The following is a 14,865-nucleotide window of genomic DNA, read 5'->3' as shown; positions in this document are numbered from 1 at the left end:
ATTACAAGATCTGCGTGAGCATCTCGCGCGCCGTTTGCCGCACATCGCGTCCCTCGGACAGCGCCGAGACGGCCGAGCCATCGACGACGGCGACGATGAGCTGAGGCGAGACGTCGATCCCGACGTGGCACAGCACCCGCGCGATGGCGTCATCGAGCTGCTCACGCCCGGCCGCATAGGCGGTTGCCACCGGTGCGGTGCGGGCGGCCTCCAGCAGCTGGAGGTAGTGGTTTTCGAGGCTGTCGGTCGGCGGCAGGCAGGCGCGCAGGATGAGCGAAATTGCCTCGTCCTTCGTCTCGGGCGCCGCAGATTTCTCGATGTCCTCGGCCACCTTTTCGGCGCGCCGAGCCCACATCCGGATGTTGACCTTGCCCGCCTCGGTGAGGAGCTCATCGAGGCCGGAGAAGTAGTACGTCGTCGCCGAAAGCGAGCACCCCACTCTTCGTGCGACGGCGCGGTGGGAGACGGCGACGGGCCCCTCCTCGCGGATAATTGCCGCCGCCGCTTCCACGAGCGCCATCCGTCGCAGTTCGCCGCGGGCGCGCCGCGCAACCGGGGTCGATGGGGTCTCAGTCATTGTCTTCGTCTCAGCTCGTCGTTGAAAGTATCTGTTTTTGAGCCTACTCAGTGCGCAGCGGTTCGTGCGACCGCTCCTTGGCAGCAATCATTCCCGCGAGCGCCATCACCGCGACGGCCACGAGGTACCAGGCCGGAGCGAGCGTTGATCCCGTGGCTTTAACGAGCCAGGTCGCGACGAATGGCGCCGAGCCGCCGAAGATCGCATTGGCCAGATTGAAGCTCAGCGCAAAGCCCGTGTAACGCACCTTGGTGGGGAATGTTTCGGACAGGAACGTGGCCAGCGTGCCATCATTCGTCGTGAGCATGACGCAGAACACAATTTCAATGACGACGACGAGCATGAACGTCGCACCATCGAGGAAGTGGAACAGCGGCACGGTGAACACGATGAATGCCACGCACGCGGTGATGAGCATGAGGCGGCGCCCAAACAGGTCGGACAGGTGCCCCATCCCGAAGATGAGCAGGACGTAGACGGTGAGCGTGATCGACTCGGCGATGAACGTCTGCTGCTTGTCAAAGCCGAGCACCTCGGTGAGGTAGGTCGGCATATAGGTGAGCACAAGATAGAAGGCGACGGCGTTCAGCGAGGCGACGGCGAACGCGATGATGAGCTCACGCAGGTGGTGCTTAAAGACGTAGGTGAACGGCACCGGCTTTTCGCCTCCGGCGCTCGTCGCCTTTTCCGCCATTTCGCGGTAAACCGGGGAGTCTTCCAGGTGTTCGAGAATATAGCGCCCGACGAGGCCCAGCGGGCCGGCGATGAGGAACGGGATCCGCCACCCCCAGCTATGCAGCGCGTCGGTTGACATGACGGCATGCAGCAGCGCGACGGTGAGCGAGCCGACGAGCAGACCCGTCGCGGTGGAAGCGGGCACGAGCGAGGTGTACATGCCGCGCTTGTTCTGCGGCGCATACTCGGAAAGGAAGGTCGCCGCGCCGGCGTATTCGCCCGAGGCACTAAAGCCCTGCGCCATGCGGAACAGGAGCAGCAAAATCGGCGCGACCCACCCGATAGCCGCAAACGGCGGGATGAGCCCGATGCAAAACGTTGCCCCCGTCATGAGCAAGATCGCGCGCGAGAGCGCCCACTTGCGGCCATACTTATCGCCCCACATGCCCCACATCGCCGCCCCAATGGGTCGCAGCAAGAAGGACAGCGCGAAGATCGCGAACGTCGACATGAGGTTCGTCAACCGGTTCTCCCCCGCCGGGAAGAACACCTCGGAAATCACGACCGCTAGGTAGGTGTAGGTGGCGTAATCAAACCACTCCACAAAGTTCCCGACGAATGCCGCGAGCGCGGCCTTGCGTAGCGTCTCGTGCTGAGCTTTCGCGTCAATATCCGGTGCTACCTCGTCCATGGGATGTCCCCTCTCTTGGCGAACCACCCACTCGCGAGCGGGTCGCAACGCTGCGACGGCGCGAAGCGAGGTTCACTCACACCGCCCATGCTAGCCGGATGGGGTGTGGCTAGTATGCCGTTAACCGTCGGCGGTGAGCCCATCCGATTTTCTCACCGCCGACGGAGTTTGAGCAGCCCCTTAAACCGGTGTTCCTGCCGGTCGAGCCGCGCGCTCACCGCGCCGCTTGCGCGCCTTGGAAAGCTCGCCGAAGACGGGTCCCATTCCGCCGACAATGATCAGCAAGCCTCCAATGGTTCCAATCAAGGTCAGCGATTCTTTCCAGATCAGTGCCCCGAGGATCAATGCCACGACGCACTCCCAGTACGCGATGGTCGACAGCTCCACCGCCAACAGGTGCTTGCCTGCCACAACGAGGAGCCCGATAGCGAACAGGCCACACACGACGAACAGCACGAGCGCCCACAGCCAGTTGGTTCCGGTCATCACCGCAAACGGGTTGGTGTCATCGAGCGTGGTCATCCGGAAAATCATGACGATGATGGCTCCGATGGCGCCGAAGATAAAGTTCCAAAAACCGCGCACTTCGGAGTCGATATCTCCACGATAGCGGTAGAAGAAGAGGGCGAGCCCGTAAAAGACGCCGGAGCCGAGACCAAAGATGTCTCCGATGACCTTGTTGGGGAAGTTCGGATCGGCACCCAGCTGCAGCCCAATGTGCAGCCCTTCGCCGGTGGTGTAGTTAATGATCCCGATCGTCATCAACATGCCGAGGAAAACGAGGAGGAGGAATCCCGCATTACGCAGCGAGATCTTTTCCTTCAGGAAAATCCAGGCCAAAATCGCAGAAAAGAGCGGCCCGGTGTAAATCAGGAAGACCGCGTTCGCGATGGAGGTCATGAGCGTCGAGGACACATACAGCGCCAGCGACGCGCCAATGGCAAGTCCACCCGCCACCACCGTGAACGATAGCTTCGTCGTCTTCAGCTTTTGGAACTTCTTGACGGCCAGGATGATCAACAGCATGCCGATAGCGCCCGTCGTCATACGACCAAAGGCGAGGAAATCCCCGATGATGTAGCGATTGCCCTCGGGGTCAAGGGGCGTGGCGAGTCGACCGAGCGTGCCCACGAGTCCCATGCCCGTAGCAGACAACAGCATCGCTGCGAAGCCGAGCTTCTTATTCATGATTTGCGTCGGGAGGACTGAACCATCGGGCGCAATCGCGGTGTTGTTATTCATGTTGTTCCTTTAATGGAAAGCAGCAGTGCTCGCTCTCCAATGAGCGGGGCACGGCAGAAAAATCGAGTGAGATGACCGTCCTGGCCCATACGGTCATCAAGGGGGCAAATGAGAATGCGAGGGAAAATCCGGCCAAACACTCCGCTGTGCGGCCTTTTCAGCGGTGAGGTGGAATCCGACGGTGGTGGCGCAGGCGAGGCCTACGCCACCACCAGGGGAAGGATGCTAGCCGTCACGCGGCTAGCGGGTGCGAACTAGACGAGGGTCGGGTCCTCAACCTGGTTCGGGAAGTAATCCTCGCAACCACCTTCGCGGTAGACGTCGGCGGTCGCGCAGTGCAGGGCACCGCCGAAGGCGTAGGCGTCGCGGAAGGGCACGGGGATCGGGTTCATGCCGAGCTTGTCCATCTGCTCGAGCTGGTTGTACTCCGAAGCCTCAACGATCACGTTCTTGTGGTCGAGGACGAGGCAGTTCATCGACAGCCAGACCGAGGAGTAGCACAGCGGCGGCGGGGTCTCGTGAGCCGGCATCGCGGCGTCGACGATCTCCCAGTCGTTGGCCTCGAAGATCTTGCGCTGCTCTTCGGGCAGACGACGGTGCGGGTTGTTGATGATCAGGCCCGGGCGCAGCGGCACGAAGGTCGCGTCGATGTGGATCGGGTAGGGATCGCCAGGGAAGTTCACGGCGTGGATCCGCAGATCCGGGTACTTGCGCTTGAACCACTCCATGGCCTTACGGTTCGTGGTCAGGCCATGCTGGATGAAGAGGTCCTTGCCGAGGCGCAGCACGTCGGCGGCGTCGAACAGAATTTCTTCTTCAGTGGTCACGAAGTCCTTGTTGGCGGTGCGCTCGAGACGCTCCTCCAGCGAGATCTTCTCATCGTAGTAGTTGTGCTTGTAGGACTTGTCCGTCAGGCGCGGGCGCGGTGCCTGCGACCACAGGAACTCCGGGTCCTCGTTGAAGTACTGGCTGAGCAGCGGCCAGTAGGCCAGGTACTCCCAGTAGCGGCAACGGAAAGACATGGGAGCAGCAATAATCTCCGAACCAATGGTGAGCAGCACGTCACGGGGCGGCATGCAGGTCATCATCGAGTCAGTACGGAAATCAGGGGTAATAACAGGCTGGTTCCACTGCAGCGGCGTGGGGCGGTCAACCTTGACACCGTGCTCTTCAAGAACCTTTGCGAGGTTGTCGAGCTGAGCATTAGCCTTCTCAACGGTCTCAAGAGGACGGGGTCCCCACATGCCGCGCATTTCCGAGTCCACCGGCACCTTCTCCGAGGTGGCAGGCTCTTCATTCGGGATGACCGAGTTATCCGCACGACCAACAATCACGTGCTTGAGCGGGTCAAAGTCGTTCCATGAATTGACGATCTTCGCCATGGTGTAACTCCTTCTTTCTCTGGCGCGCTACGTTACGCACCAGGCTGGGTGACGCACGAGGATCATGCGTCGGCTTGGTTCCATTCCCCAGGTGGGGGTCGGAGGTTTGAGGAGGTGGGCGGAAGTGGTTGCTCCCTTCCGCCCACCGCGGATTAGGCTTCGCGCGGGTAGGTACCGTCGCGGGTGATGATCGTGCCGGCTTCGCCAGCGATGATCTTTTGGGCGTCAGCTAGGCGGCCGATGGCAGCGACGCCGCCGGTGGCTTCGACGAACTGGATGGCTGCTTCAACCTTCGGCCCCATGGAACCAGCAGCAAACCCTTGCTCGCGCAGTTCATCTGGAGTCGCGCGGTTGATCTCCCGCTGTTCGGGGGTGCCCCAGTTTTCCATGACGGCGGGAACGTCGGTCAGGACAATGAACATGTCCGCCCCGAGTTCCTCCGAGAGCACCGCACCGGAACGGTCCTTATCGATCACGGCCTCAACGCCGACGAGCTTGCCGGACTCATCCTGCTTCACCGGGATACCGCCACCACCGGAGCAGATGACCGTGGTGCCCGCGCCCACAAGTTCCTTGATCGTCTTGATCTCAACGATCGACTTGGGGATCGGGGAGCCCACCACGCGGCGGAAGTAGGGCCCATCGGCCTTCATCACCCAGCCACGCTCGGCCTCGAATTCCTTGGCCTGCTCTTCGGTGTAGACCTCGCCGACGAACTTCGTTGGGTTGTCGAAGGCGGGATCATCGGCGTCGACGAGGGTCTGGTTGATCGTGCAGACGACCTCGCGGTCTGGCAGCGCGTTCTTCAGCGCGTGCTGCAGCCAGTACCCGATCATGCCCTGCGTCATCGCGCCGAGCGTGTCGAAGGGGTAAGGCTCGGAGAGCTTGGGATCGTTTGCCGACTGCAATGCGATGACGCCGACCTGCGGGCCATTGCCGTGAGTAATCACGAGTTCATGTTCCTCGGCAACGGGTGCAAGGGCATCGACGGCGGTGTTGACGTTATCGATCTGGATGCGGGCGTCAGGTTTCTGGCCCCGCTCCAGCATGGCGTTTCCGCCGAGTGCTACGACAATGCGCATCTGGCTACTCCCCAAGGGTTGCGACCATAACGGCCTTGATGGTGTGCATGCGGTTTTCGGCCTGATCGAAGACGACCGACTGCGGTCCCTCGAAGACCTCATCAGAGACCTCCATGGACTCCAGTCCGGTCTTCTGGTAAATGTCTTCGCCGACGACGGTGTTGCGGTCGTGGAAGGCGGGCAGGCAGTGCAGGAACTTGGCGTTCGGGTTGCCCGTGGCATCCATGAGCTTCTGGTTGACCTGGTAGTCCTTCAGCAGCGCGATGCGCTCGTCCCAAACCTCCTTGGGCTCGCCCATGGAGACCCACACGTCGGCGTAGAGGAAGTCGCAGCCCTTCACGCCCTCGAGCGGGTCGTCGGTGTGGGTGACCTTGCCGCCGGTCTTCTCGGCGATTTCGTTCGCCTTGTCGATCCACTTCTGCTCGTTCCACAGCTCCTTCGGACCGACGATGCGCACGTCCATGCCGAGCATGACGCCCGCGATCATCAGGGAGTTGGAGATGTTGTTGCGGCCATCGCCGAGGTAGGCGAAGGAGATCTCGTTGTAGGGCTTGCCCGAGTGTTCCTTCATCGTCAGCTGGTCACACAGCATCTGGGTCGGGTGCCAGTCATCGGTCAGGCCGTTCCACACCGGGACGCCGGACAGTTCGGCCAGCGTCTCGACGTGGGACTGTTCCTTGCCGCGGAATTCGATGCCGTCGTAGTAGCGGCCGAGCACTCGAGCGGTGTCTGCCACCGACTCCTTGTGGCCCATCTGCGAGGAGACCGGATCCAGGTAGGTAATGTGCGCGCCCTGATCGTAGGCGGCCACTTCAAAGGAGCACCGGGTCCGCGTGGAGGTCTTTTCGAAGATGAGCGCGATGTTCTTGTCCTTGAGGTGCTTTTCCTCTCGGCCTTCCTTCTTGGCGGCCTTGAGCTCTTCGGCGAGCTCCAGGAGCGACAGCCACTCTTCGGGGGTGAAATCCAGTTCCTTCAGGAAGTGACGGCCGTGCAGTGCGTGCTTCATAGTGTGTTCTTTCTCTGGGTAGGGCTGTGGTGGTTAGATTCCGTCGCGTTCGATCGGGCAGCTCATGCAACGCGGTCCTCCGCGACCGCGGCCGAGTTCAGACCCGGGAACTTCGATAACCTCGATACCCTGCTTGCGCAGGTAGGTGTTCGAAGCGACGTTGCGCTCATAGCCGACGACGACGCCGGGCTTGACCGCGAGTAGGTTGCATCCGTCGTCCCACTGCTCGCGCTCTGCCTGCAAGGAATCCTGCGGCGTGGTCAGCACGCGGATTTCGGGCAGATCGAGAGCGTCAGCGATGACGTCGAACATGGCGTCGGGAGAGTTGTAGGTGACGTCGAGCTTGCCAGAGGATTCCCCGGGGCGAATGGTGTTCGACGCCAGCATGCCGAGGTTGCCGTACGCGGTGAACGATTCCTCATCAACCATCGTCATGACGGTATCGAGGTGCATCATCGCGCGTTCGCTCGGCATATGAAGTGCCACGATGCGCTCTGCACGTCCGGCATCAAAGAGTTGCCGGGCGAGCCGTTCAACACCCTGGGGCGTGGTGCGTTCCGACATTCCGACAAGGACGGAGCCCTTGCCGATCACGAGGACGTCGCCGCCCTCGATCGCTGCCGGCCCTTCCTGGGTCGCGGTTGACCAGTTGTTGAATTCCTTATCGGCGAACTTCGGATGCCACCGGTAGATGGCTTCGTAATTGATGGTTTCGCGTTGCCGCGCATCCATCCTCATCGAGTTCACCGACACCCCGTCATAGACCCAGCACGACGTGTCCCGGGTGAAGAGGTGGTTAGGCAACGGCGTCAGGGCGAAATCATCGGGCCCGAGCATGTCGAAGACGACCGATTGGGGATCGCCGACTTCCTTAAACAGCTCCTGCTTCGTCATGCCCCCAACGAGGACCGCCGCAAGTTTGTCCGATTCCAACCGGTCTGCGTAGTTTCGCAGCGCATCCGTGGCGGACAGCCCATAGCGGCGTTCGTCGAAAACATGATCAAGAATGTGGGCCCGTGCGTCCGGGATGTCCAGCGTCTCCGAAAGCAGATCTTGGAAGTACAGAACTTCACAACCCTGCTCTCGAAGTGCTTCGGCGAACAGGTCGTGCTCTCGTTGGGCTTCTTTCAGCCACACGATGTCGTCGAAAAGAAGTTGATCTTTATTCGACGGGGTAAGACGAGCAAGTTCCTGACCGGGGCGATGAATGATTACCTGATGAAGTTGTCCAACTTCGGAATCAACGTGGTACGTCATTGTTCCTACGCTCTCTCGTGGATCTCACGTGGTCGGTACGTGTTCAGTCTCTCCTTTCTGGTACGACCGTACTAGGGACGTTGGTCCCAGACCATTTCAATTCCGCAGAATTCTGCGGAAAACTTCCGGTACGACCGTGCTAGCTTCTACGGAGAAAGCCATTGATCGTTACCATTCTGTCACCCGCAAGTGTGTCACAGCGACGCCGACAAGGCACGAGAATCTCCCTGAGAAAACCCTGAAAATCCCGCACCTTGGGATATCCACGGCAGGGATATGGAGTGGCCACTAAATTCACGCCACACCACCTGATCGGATCAAGGATTCCCGTAGTTGCTAGTTCGGGAATAGTAATGCGGTGAGGTACGAGCCGGTCTACGGAGTCGTGGCGACCAGCAGCCACTGCCACCGCGCCGCAGGAGTGGATTCCGACGTCAGTAGGCCTGGCTCGGTCGGCGAGAAGAGCGACTCGCGCTGATCAGCGCTGTTCACGAACTCGGTGCGGCGCTCGCGCACATCGCTCAGCCCCGTGGAGATGACCTCCGGGATGTCGTAGCTGTGCCCCTGGTCGGGAATCTCGATCCACTGGGTGGCAGTGAATCCCGCCTCCTGGTAGCTCGTGCGACCACTGTCGGCCGCCTGCTTGGCCGACCAGGTGTCTTCGTTTGGCTCGAGGGTCCCATCATCGGAGCCAATGAACCAGTACAGCGGCATGGTCGCGATCCGCACATCGTCGACGGCTTCGACGCCGCGCATCGCCTCGCCGCCGCCCATCACGATCGCTCCGCCACCGGCGAACCACCCACGATCGTGAGCCATGAGCTCACTCATCACGAGCTCGGCTCCCCCGGAGAATCCGGTCAGCCAGATGCGGGTCTCATCGACGTCATATGAGGCAAGGACATGCTTGACGAGTTCGCGCGCATACTCGCCTTTATCGGGCACGTTCCACCAGTTGAGGAAATCCTCGTCCTCAATTCCTTCGGGCGTGTGCGGAGCGACGAGCACGAGATTGTGTTCTGCTGCAACGTCCCGCAGGCGCTCCATCGTCTCGTCATCCCCGTAGTTCGCCGTCTCGTCAGACGCGGTATCGCCATCGAAGAAGAACAGCACTCCCGGCCGATCGGTTGCGAGATCCTCACCGACGTAGAGATCGTAGACGTCGGAGTAGCCCGCTTCGCTGAAGGCTAGCCCCATCGTCGTTGTTAACGGCTTATTGCCTTCGGACTCTTCGGCGACCGCTGCAACCACAGGTGATGTCGAGTGCGCTTCGGAGTTGGAAGCGGACATGGGCAGGCCAAGGACTAGGGCGACCAGCGCGGCGCTGGCAGTCACAACGTGTCGGCGCATCATGTCCTCGGGGGAGGATGGACGCTACGCGTCCGGGTGGGCAGCTTGCCTTGCGGCAAGCGGTGTAAGGAGGAGGGCCTCACTATTGATATTTCATCCGGATCTGCCGGTCAAACGCAAGCAGTTTCGCCTCAAGGCGGCGAAAACCACGTCGAGTCTGATCGTCACAATGCTCCCATGACCCGCTTCTGCCGCGTCTGCCGCGCGGAGGAATTCCACTAACTTTTGGCTAGCCCGGATCGACGATCACCGAGTTGTGCGGACACGGAAACGGCTCACATACACAAAAAACCCGCACAATCGTGCGGGTTTCTGCTTGCGCGCCCGGAGGGACTCGAACCCCCAACCTTCTGATCCGTAGTCAGATGCTCTATCCGTTGAGCTACGGGCGCTGGGCCTTTCGGCACCCTTAACAATAGCGCGCTGAGGGCCGGCCTACCAAATCCTAGGGGCGGTGATCCCCGCGACATTTTTCATCACGATCCCGCGCCTCCTATTTGACGTCGTCGGGCATACACAGCTCCCCGACTTCTTGTCCTGAGTAGGTGATTCGGACCGTTCCGCCGCTGAAGATTGGTCCGCAGTTCTCGCGCGTAATGTTGCGCTCGAGGCCGTTGCCAGTGATCCCGTTGGATCGGCAACCTACGTAACTCACGTGGAGCATCCCGGTTGCGGAGCGGACTTGGATGAACTCCCCGTCTTCCAGCCCGGGCGCACAGTTATCGGGGTTGTTAGGACCAAGCCCCTTAGGTGCGTCGTAGACGGCGGACAGCCACGAGGTTGCCTCGTTGCCGGACAGCGAGTGTTCCCCGACATGCAGACCTTCGGGGCGGTCGGCGGATTGGCCATCTCCTTCGCGATGACCAGCGAGGTACTGACAGACGACGAGGTCTCCCTGCTCGTCCTTCTCGATTGTGTTCGCGCCGGCGCCCGGCGTCGCCACACTCGGGCACCCCAACGGTGTCGTAGATATTGGGACCACGGTCTCCAAGATGCCCGCGGCAAGCGTTTCGTCCACGGCATCTGACGGCATTCCCACCGTCACGGTGATGGGGCCAACGCTCCGAGAAAAACGCTCATAGCTTTCGAGTGGATCGGGGGCTATGGGCCCCAGTTCGTCACTGTCCGGACCTGGCGGTTGCGCTTCGTGCCGGGTGATGCCCCCGACTTTTTCGTCGGCCCAGTTCTCTGCGGCAATCTGCTTGAGCGGTTCCTCGCTTTCCGGATCGAGTTCGACCCGAACCCAGGGGACGAAGTACTCGCGCGGCATCGGGCCGCAGGCGATTAATTCGACGCCCCAGCTGTGCATCGGGATGACGAGCTTGGTGCCCTCTTCTGGCGGACCGTCGGTGATGCACCAGTTCGTGTACGGAGGCCAGCCGAACGTGAAGTCGTCTGGGGTCTGGAATGCCACTCCCCCTTGCGCGTGCCACTCCCAGCCATCGCGGGCCTGCCCGATACTGGTCGCGGTCACCGTCGGCGATGACGCTGGGGGCTCTGCCTGCTTTCCGCCCGCACAACTTGCCACGCCGATTGCTACTGCGGCGATCGCGGCCACTGGTACGAGTTTCTTGATCACGGGAGCCCCCAGGTCATCGCTCTCTTGTTATAGCTGTATCCCCAGCACCCAAACGGCGAGAGTCATCGTCGTTAGAGAAATCAACACGATACCGATGAGGTTAAGCCAGATGCCGCCGCGCACCATGTCACCAATCCGGATATAGCCCGAGCCGTACGCGATCGCGTTAGGCGGCGTGGCAACCGGCAGCATGAAGGCACAGGTCGCGGCCAAGGCGACCGGAATTACGAGGAGCATGACATCTTGACCGAGCCCCATCGCGACGCCACCCATGATCGGCAGGAACGCTGCAGCGGTCGCGGTGTTCGATGTCATTTCCGTCAGGAAGATGACGAGCGTTGTCACGGCGATGACGAACAGGATGATGGGAAGTCCGCCCAATCCCTTGGCCTGGTCTCCGATCCACGTCGATAGTCCGGTTGCGGAGAACATGGCGGACAGCGCGAGACCGCCACCGAAGAGGAGGAGAACGTCCCAGGGAATATGTTTCGCGGTGTCCCAGTCCAGCAGGGCCACACCGTGCGCGGGATGAACGGGAATGAGGAAGAGGACGAGGGTGATCGCCATGGCGATGAGTTCGTCAGTGATTCCCGAGTCGGGGAACATCGTGGGAAGGAAGATCCACGAAAGTGCGGCGATGACAAAGACGATTCCGACGAGCTTTTCACCGCGAGACATCGGCCCCATCGCATCCAATTCTCGGCGGATCAGTTCCTTGCCGCCCGGGATCTCATCGATTTCCGGCTTGAACAGCACGTGGGTAAGAAGGAACCACGTAATGAATAGAAAGCCCCAGGCCAGCGGCACGCCGACCAACATCCACTGGCCAAAGCCAATGTTGATGTCGTGGTTGTCCTTGAGGTAGCCGCGCAGCAGGGTATTGGGCGGGGTGCCAATGAGGGTTGACAGCGACGCAATAGAGGCCGAGTAGGCGATGCCAAGGACGAGTGCAATAGCGAAGTTCGACTTGACCCTGCCTTCAGCATCCGTCTTCATCTCTCCGATGAGGGTGAGGACCGACAAGCCGATTGGCAGCATCATGACGGCGGTGGCAGTGTTGGAGACCCACATCGACATGAAGCCTGTTGCCACCATGAAGCCCAAGATCAACATCTTCGGCTTCGTGCCCACCGCAAGCACCGTAATCAGGGCTACCCGGCGGTGCAGGTTCCATCGTTGGAGCGCGAGGGCAAGGAAAAAGCCACCCATGAACAAGAAGATCGTTCCGGAGGCATACGGCGTTGCCGTGGTCTTGAAGTCAGCGACGTGGAAGGCCGGGAAGGCCACCAGAGGAACCAACGCCGTAGCGGCGAGCGGAATCGCCTCCGTCATCCACCACACACCCATGAGCACAGCGACCGCCGCGGTGAAGGCTAAGCCGTGAGGAGTGAAGGCAGCTTTCCCGCCTTCAACGGCCTTGTCACTGGCCGCCTGCATGGCCTCTGACAGGGTGTCGGGCATGAGGAAATAGACGATGACCGCAAGGATCAGGCCGACCGCGATACCGATCAGCTTCTTTGCCAGGGGAGCTCCGGTCAGTTCGGGTGCATCCTCGCCCGGAGCATGCGCGGTACTTGGGGAGATTTCTGGTGTACTCATGCTGTCCTCTTCTTTGACATGGCTCACAGAGATTTACTGGCACTCTACGGTGAGCCAGATAACAATTCATGCAATTGTGGCGTGCATCAGATAACGATGTGGTGACAATTTCCAGATTCGCCTCAACGGCGCGCGTTACGTTGAATTACGCGACGATCTAGTGCCAAAAACCGCACATCATTGCGGGATGTGTTCATGGCCCGACCTGCGTCGCAGGCCGGGCCATCCAGCTGGCGGAGACGAGAGGATTCGAACCCCATACCCCTAGTTTGGCTGATTATCTCGCGGAAAACTAGGCCTCACGAAACCGCGATATACCCCTACTATACCCCTACGGATTCCGAGGGGTCCAGACGGGTCATTCCATATATGACAACGTCACGTTTGGATCTTTTACAACGTATCCAACGTCGCCGCCATAGTCGTCGAAGGCCGCCCAACCAAAGTCGGCGTCAAGCGAATGGAACGCCGTGTACCACACTCCCGTCTGACCCTTCATTAACCCGGTCTGGCAGTTGTTTCCCTCAATGAATCCTGGCTGATCTACTTCCAGCATCTGAACGCCATTAATATCAAACGCCGCCAAATCCATTGAATACGGGCCGTGGCACTCCTTGCTCACAGCTTCGTTGGCATTATTTGTCCACGTGATCTTCACAAGCCAGAGCCTGCCGCCATCCTTGGCCTTATCGGGTCCGTCAAACCCATCAACCTGCTCAACTTGCTCGATCGAGTCGACGGTAATATCAGCTGACGGCAGCTGAAGCTTCTCACCAATCTGATTGACCTTCGGGCCTGTCGGCGTCGGCGTTGGCGTGGGCGCGGGTGAGGCTGTCGAAGACGCGGACGTTGGGGTTGCCGTGGCGCTCGCGGACGATTCGCCACGTTCTGGTTCACCCCCACACCCGACAACCAAGCTTGCCACCATCAAGGCTGCTGCAACGCTCGCTAACTTCTTCATCTCTTCTTACTCCCTCCCCGCGCCATAGTGGCGCACGATATGCGGACACCACCCAGCGGGGCAGGTCCAGTTCCAATGCTATGGCCCCCGTCCTGCCCTCATGCAGCCGTTCAGCTAACGCATACTCGGCGGGCGAGATCAGCGCGCGCGCAACATCCTCGTTAATCCGCGCCTCCACCTCCGGCGACTGGCACCTATCATCCCCGCGCTCATGATGGGCGAGTTCGTGCAGCAACGTCGCCAACCGGGCCGAGGTGGACAGCTCGCGCGAGATCGAGATAACGCCGAGAGGCCGCGAGTAGTGCCCCCACATCCCCTCCGGCAAATCAGCCTCACGCACGACAACGCCCGCGAGAATCGCGCGACGCTCCGCCAGCCTCAGCTGCTCTGCCCTGTTCATGCCGACCAAACTAGGTGCAGCCACGGACATTAGGAGCCCTGCTCATCCCGGACGGCATAACCGGGCCGCAGCGCCGCGAGGTCATAGGTTTCGGGCGACTGCGCGAACGCCCGACGCTCCGCCATTTCGATGACATCTGAACCGCGAACGCCAAGCGCCTCGGCTATGAGCGAGATTTCACCAACCGTCGAGGGTGGTGTTTCGGCACGGAGGATGATCCCGATTCGGTTCAGCGACAGCCCCGTCAGGTCGCGTAGTTTGCGGTAGGAAAACCCGCGATCAGCAACGAGTGCCGCGAGAATTTCGACAACCTCATAGTCAATGGGGTCCAATTTTTTTGCTCTGGCCATGATGCGAGTGTACCGAAAACGACACGCGCGCGCCACGGTTTGACATGTGTACCGAATTGGGTACAGTGGGTTTCATGAACATGAACCGAACTCGGTACACCCCCATCGGGGGCGCAGTCGCCGCCGAGGTCCGCGCCGAACTCGCGCGGCAACAGATCGGCATCTCCGATCTAGCGGAACGAGTGGGCATGGCCCGAACCACCCTCTCCCGCAAGATCAACAAGACCGGCGCGTTCACGCCCGCCGAACTCTCCCGCATCGGACACGAACTCGGCACCAGCGCCGCCGACCTCATGCGTCGCGCCGAGACCGTGCAACAGAAGGCCTCCTAGCCATGCCCGAGCTCGCCATCCCTGAAATGAGCGTGACCGAAGCGCGCCGGATCACCGAGGTCGCGTAATGGCCGCTGATCTGCTCACCGTGCGTGAAGCCGCCGAACTCGCGAACTGCTCGACACGCATCATCTACCGCGCGCTCGACATGAACGAGCTCCCCGGCTACAAACTCTCGCCACGCAACACACGCATCGCCGCGACCGACCTACGCGACTGGATCACCCGCCGCCAATACCACGACGCCTAACCACCAACGAGAAAACCCCCGCGCGAGGCGGGGGGAGAAAGAGCAGTTCTCATGACTGATAATACCACGCCGGACACCGTTACCTACGCGACCACCGTCTGGCCCGCACATTACAACCCGGCGGAGGCCACG

Annotated in this window: 15 protein-coding genes and 1 tRNA gene; 2 read left to right on the top strand and 14 right to left on the bottom strand. The window is 60.8% G+C overall.

The genetic code is table 11. The features are described 5' to 3' along the window. Position 1 precedes the first annotated feature (1 nt). The 14 genes from MUN85_RS00450 to MUN85_RS00390 all read right to left on the bottom strand — a co-directional run bounded on the left by MUN85_RS00450 (position 2) and on the right by MUN85_RS00390 (position 14,151). Positions 2 to 577: a TetR/AcrR family transcriptional regulator gene (locus MUN85_RS00450; RefSeq protein ID WP_092563671.1), complete on the bottom strand. Its 576-nt coding sequence runs from the start codon at positions 575 to 577 to the stop codon at positions 2 to 4. Between the two features lie 43 nt (positions 578 to 620). Beyond that, positions 621 to 1,943, bottom strand: a complete 1,323-nt coding sequence (locus tag MUN85_RS00445) for an MFS transporter (RefSeq protein WP_250504892.1) — start codon at positions 1,941 to 1,943, stop codon at positions 621 to 623. 180 nt (positions 1,944 to 2,123) lie between these two features. Continuing rightward, a complete protein-coding gene (locus MUN85_RS00440) occupies positions 2,124 to 3,185 on the bottom strand; it encodes a DMT family transporter (RefSeq protein WP_250504891.1) in 1,062 nt (353 codons plus the stop codon). Positions 3,186 to 3,439: 254 nt separating this feature from the next. Continuing rightward, the gene (locus MUN85_RS00435) at positions 3,440 to 4,567 is read right to left on the bottom strand and encodes a serine/threonine protein kinase (RefSeq protein ID WP_250504890.1); all 1,128 of its coding nucleotides are present in this window, start codon (positions 4,565 to 4,567) and stop codon (positions 3,440 to 3,442) included. A 152-nt stretch (positions 4,568 to 4,719) separates the two neighbouring features. Then, positions 4,720 to 5,649 carry a carbamate kinase gene (arcC, locus tag MUN85_RS00430; RefSeq protein WP_092563683.1) on the bottom strand — a complete coding sequence of 310 codons (930 nt, stop codon included), beginning with the start codon at positions 5,647 to 5,649 and terminating at the stop codon, positions 4,720 to 4,722. A 4-nt stretch (positions 5,650 to 5,653) separates the two neighbouring features. After that, positions 5,654 to 6,655 carry an ornithine carbamoyltransferase gene (gene argF, locus MUN85_RS00425; RefSeq protein WP_092563686.1) on the bottom strand — a complete coding sequence of 334 codons (1,002 nt, stop codon included), beginning with the start codon at positions 6,653 to 6,655 and terminating at the stop codon, positions 5,654 to 5,656. Between the two features lie 33 nt (positions 6,656 to 6,688). Beyond that, entirely contained in the window at positions 6,689 to 7,912 is a 1,224-nt protein-coding gene (gene arcA / locus MUN85_RS00420; RefSeq protein ID WP_250504889.1) for an arginine deiminase, read from the bottom strand. Positions 7,913 to 8,287: 375 nt separating this feature from the next. Further along, positions 8,288 to 9,265, bottom strand: coding sequence for an alpha/beta hydrolase family protein (locus tag MUN85_RS00415; protein ID WP_250504888.1), 978 nt, complete (start codon positions 9,263 to 9,265; stop codon positions 8,288 to 8,290). Between the two features lie 316 nt (positions 9,266 to 9,581). Then, positions 9,582 to 9,654: transfer RNA gene (locus MUN85_RS00410), tRNA-Arg, on the bottom strand. Positions 9,655 to 9,755: 101 nt separating this feature from the next. After that, positions 9,756 to 10,676 carry a hypothetical protein gene (locus MUN85_RS00405; protein WP_250504887.1) on the bottom strand — a complete coding sequence of 307 codons (921 nt, stop codon included), beginning with the start codon at positions 10,674 to 10,676 and terminating at the stop codon, positions 9,756 to 9,758. A gap of 192 nt (positions 10,677 to 10,868) precedes the next feature. Continuing rightward, complete coding sequence (locus tag MUN85_RS00400; protein WP_250504886.1) at positions 10,869 to 12,440, bottom strand: SLC13 family permease; 1,572 nt, start codon at positions 12,438 to 12,440, stop codon at positions 10,869 to 10,871. A 358-nt stretch (positions 12,441 to 12,798) separates the two neighbouring features. Beyond that, positions 12,799 to 13,401: a hypothetical protein gene (locus tag MUN85_RS00395; protein WP_250504885.1), complete on the bottom strand. Its 603-nt coding sequence runs from the start codon at positions 13,399 to 13,401 to the stop codon at positions 12,799 to 12,801. Further along, entirely contained in the window at positions 13,334 to 13,801 is a 468-nt protein-coding gene (locus MUN85_RS12990; RefSeq protein ID WP_431603528.1) for an ImmA/IrrE family metallo-endopeptidase, read from the bottom strand. Before MUN85_RS12990 ends, MUN85_RS00395 begins: the two co-directional genes overlap by 68 nt. Before the next feature lie 29 nt (positions 13,802 to 13,830). Then, on the bottom strand, positions 13,831 to 14,151 hold the full coding sequence (locus MUN85_RS00390; RefSeq protein WP_250504884.1) for a helix-turn-helix domain-containing protein: 321 nt from the start codon (positions 14,149 to 14,151) through the stop codon (positions 13,831 to 13,833). 74 nt (positions 14,152 to 14,225) lie between these two features. Between MUN85_RS00390 and MUN85_RS00385 the strand changes: the two genes are divergently transcribed. Together MUN85_RS00385 and MUN85_RS00380 are read left to right on the top strand one after the other, a co-directional pair. Continuing rightward, entirely contained in the window at positions 14,226 to 14,483 is a 258-nt protein-coding gene (locus MUN85_RS00385; RefSeq protein ID WP_250504883.1) for a helix-turn-helix domain-containing protein, read from the top strand. 67 nt (positions 14,484 to 14,550) lie between these two features. Beyond that, complete coding sequence (locus tag MUN85_RS00380; protein ID WP_250504882.1) at positions 14,551 to 14,733, top strand: helix-turn-helix domain-containing protein; 183 nt, start codon at positions 14,551 to 14,553, stop codon at positions 14,731 to 14,733. The last annotated feature ends 132 nt before the right edge of the window (positions 14,734 to 14,865 follow it).

The organism is Bowdeniella massiliensis (genome assembly GCF_023634005.1).
Taxonomy (GTDB): Bacteria; Actinomycetota; Actinomycetes; order Actinomycetales; family Actinomycetaceae; genus Bowdeniella; species Bowdeniella massiliensis.
This window is presented reverse-complemented; position numbering and strand designations above follow the sequence as displayed.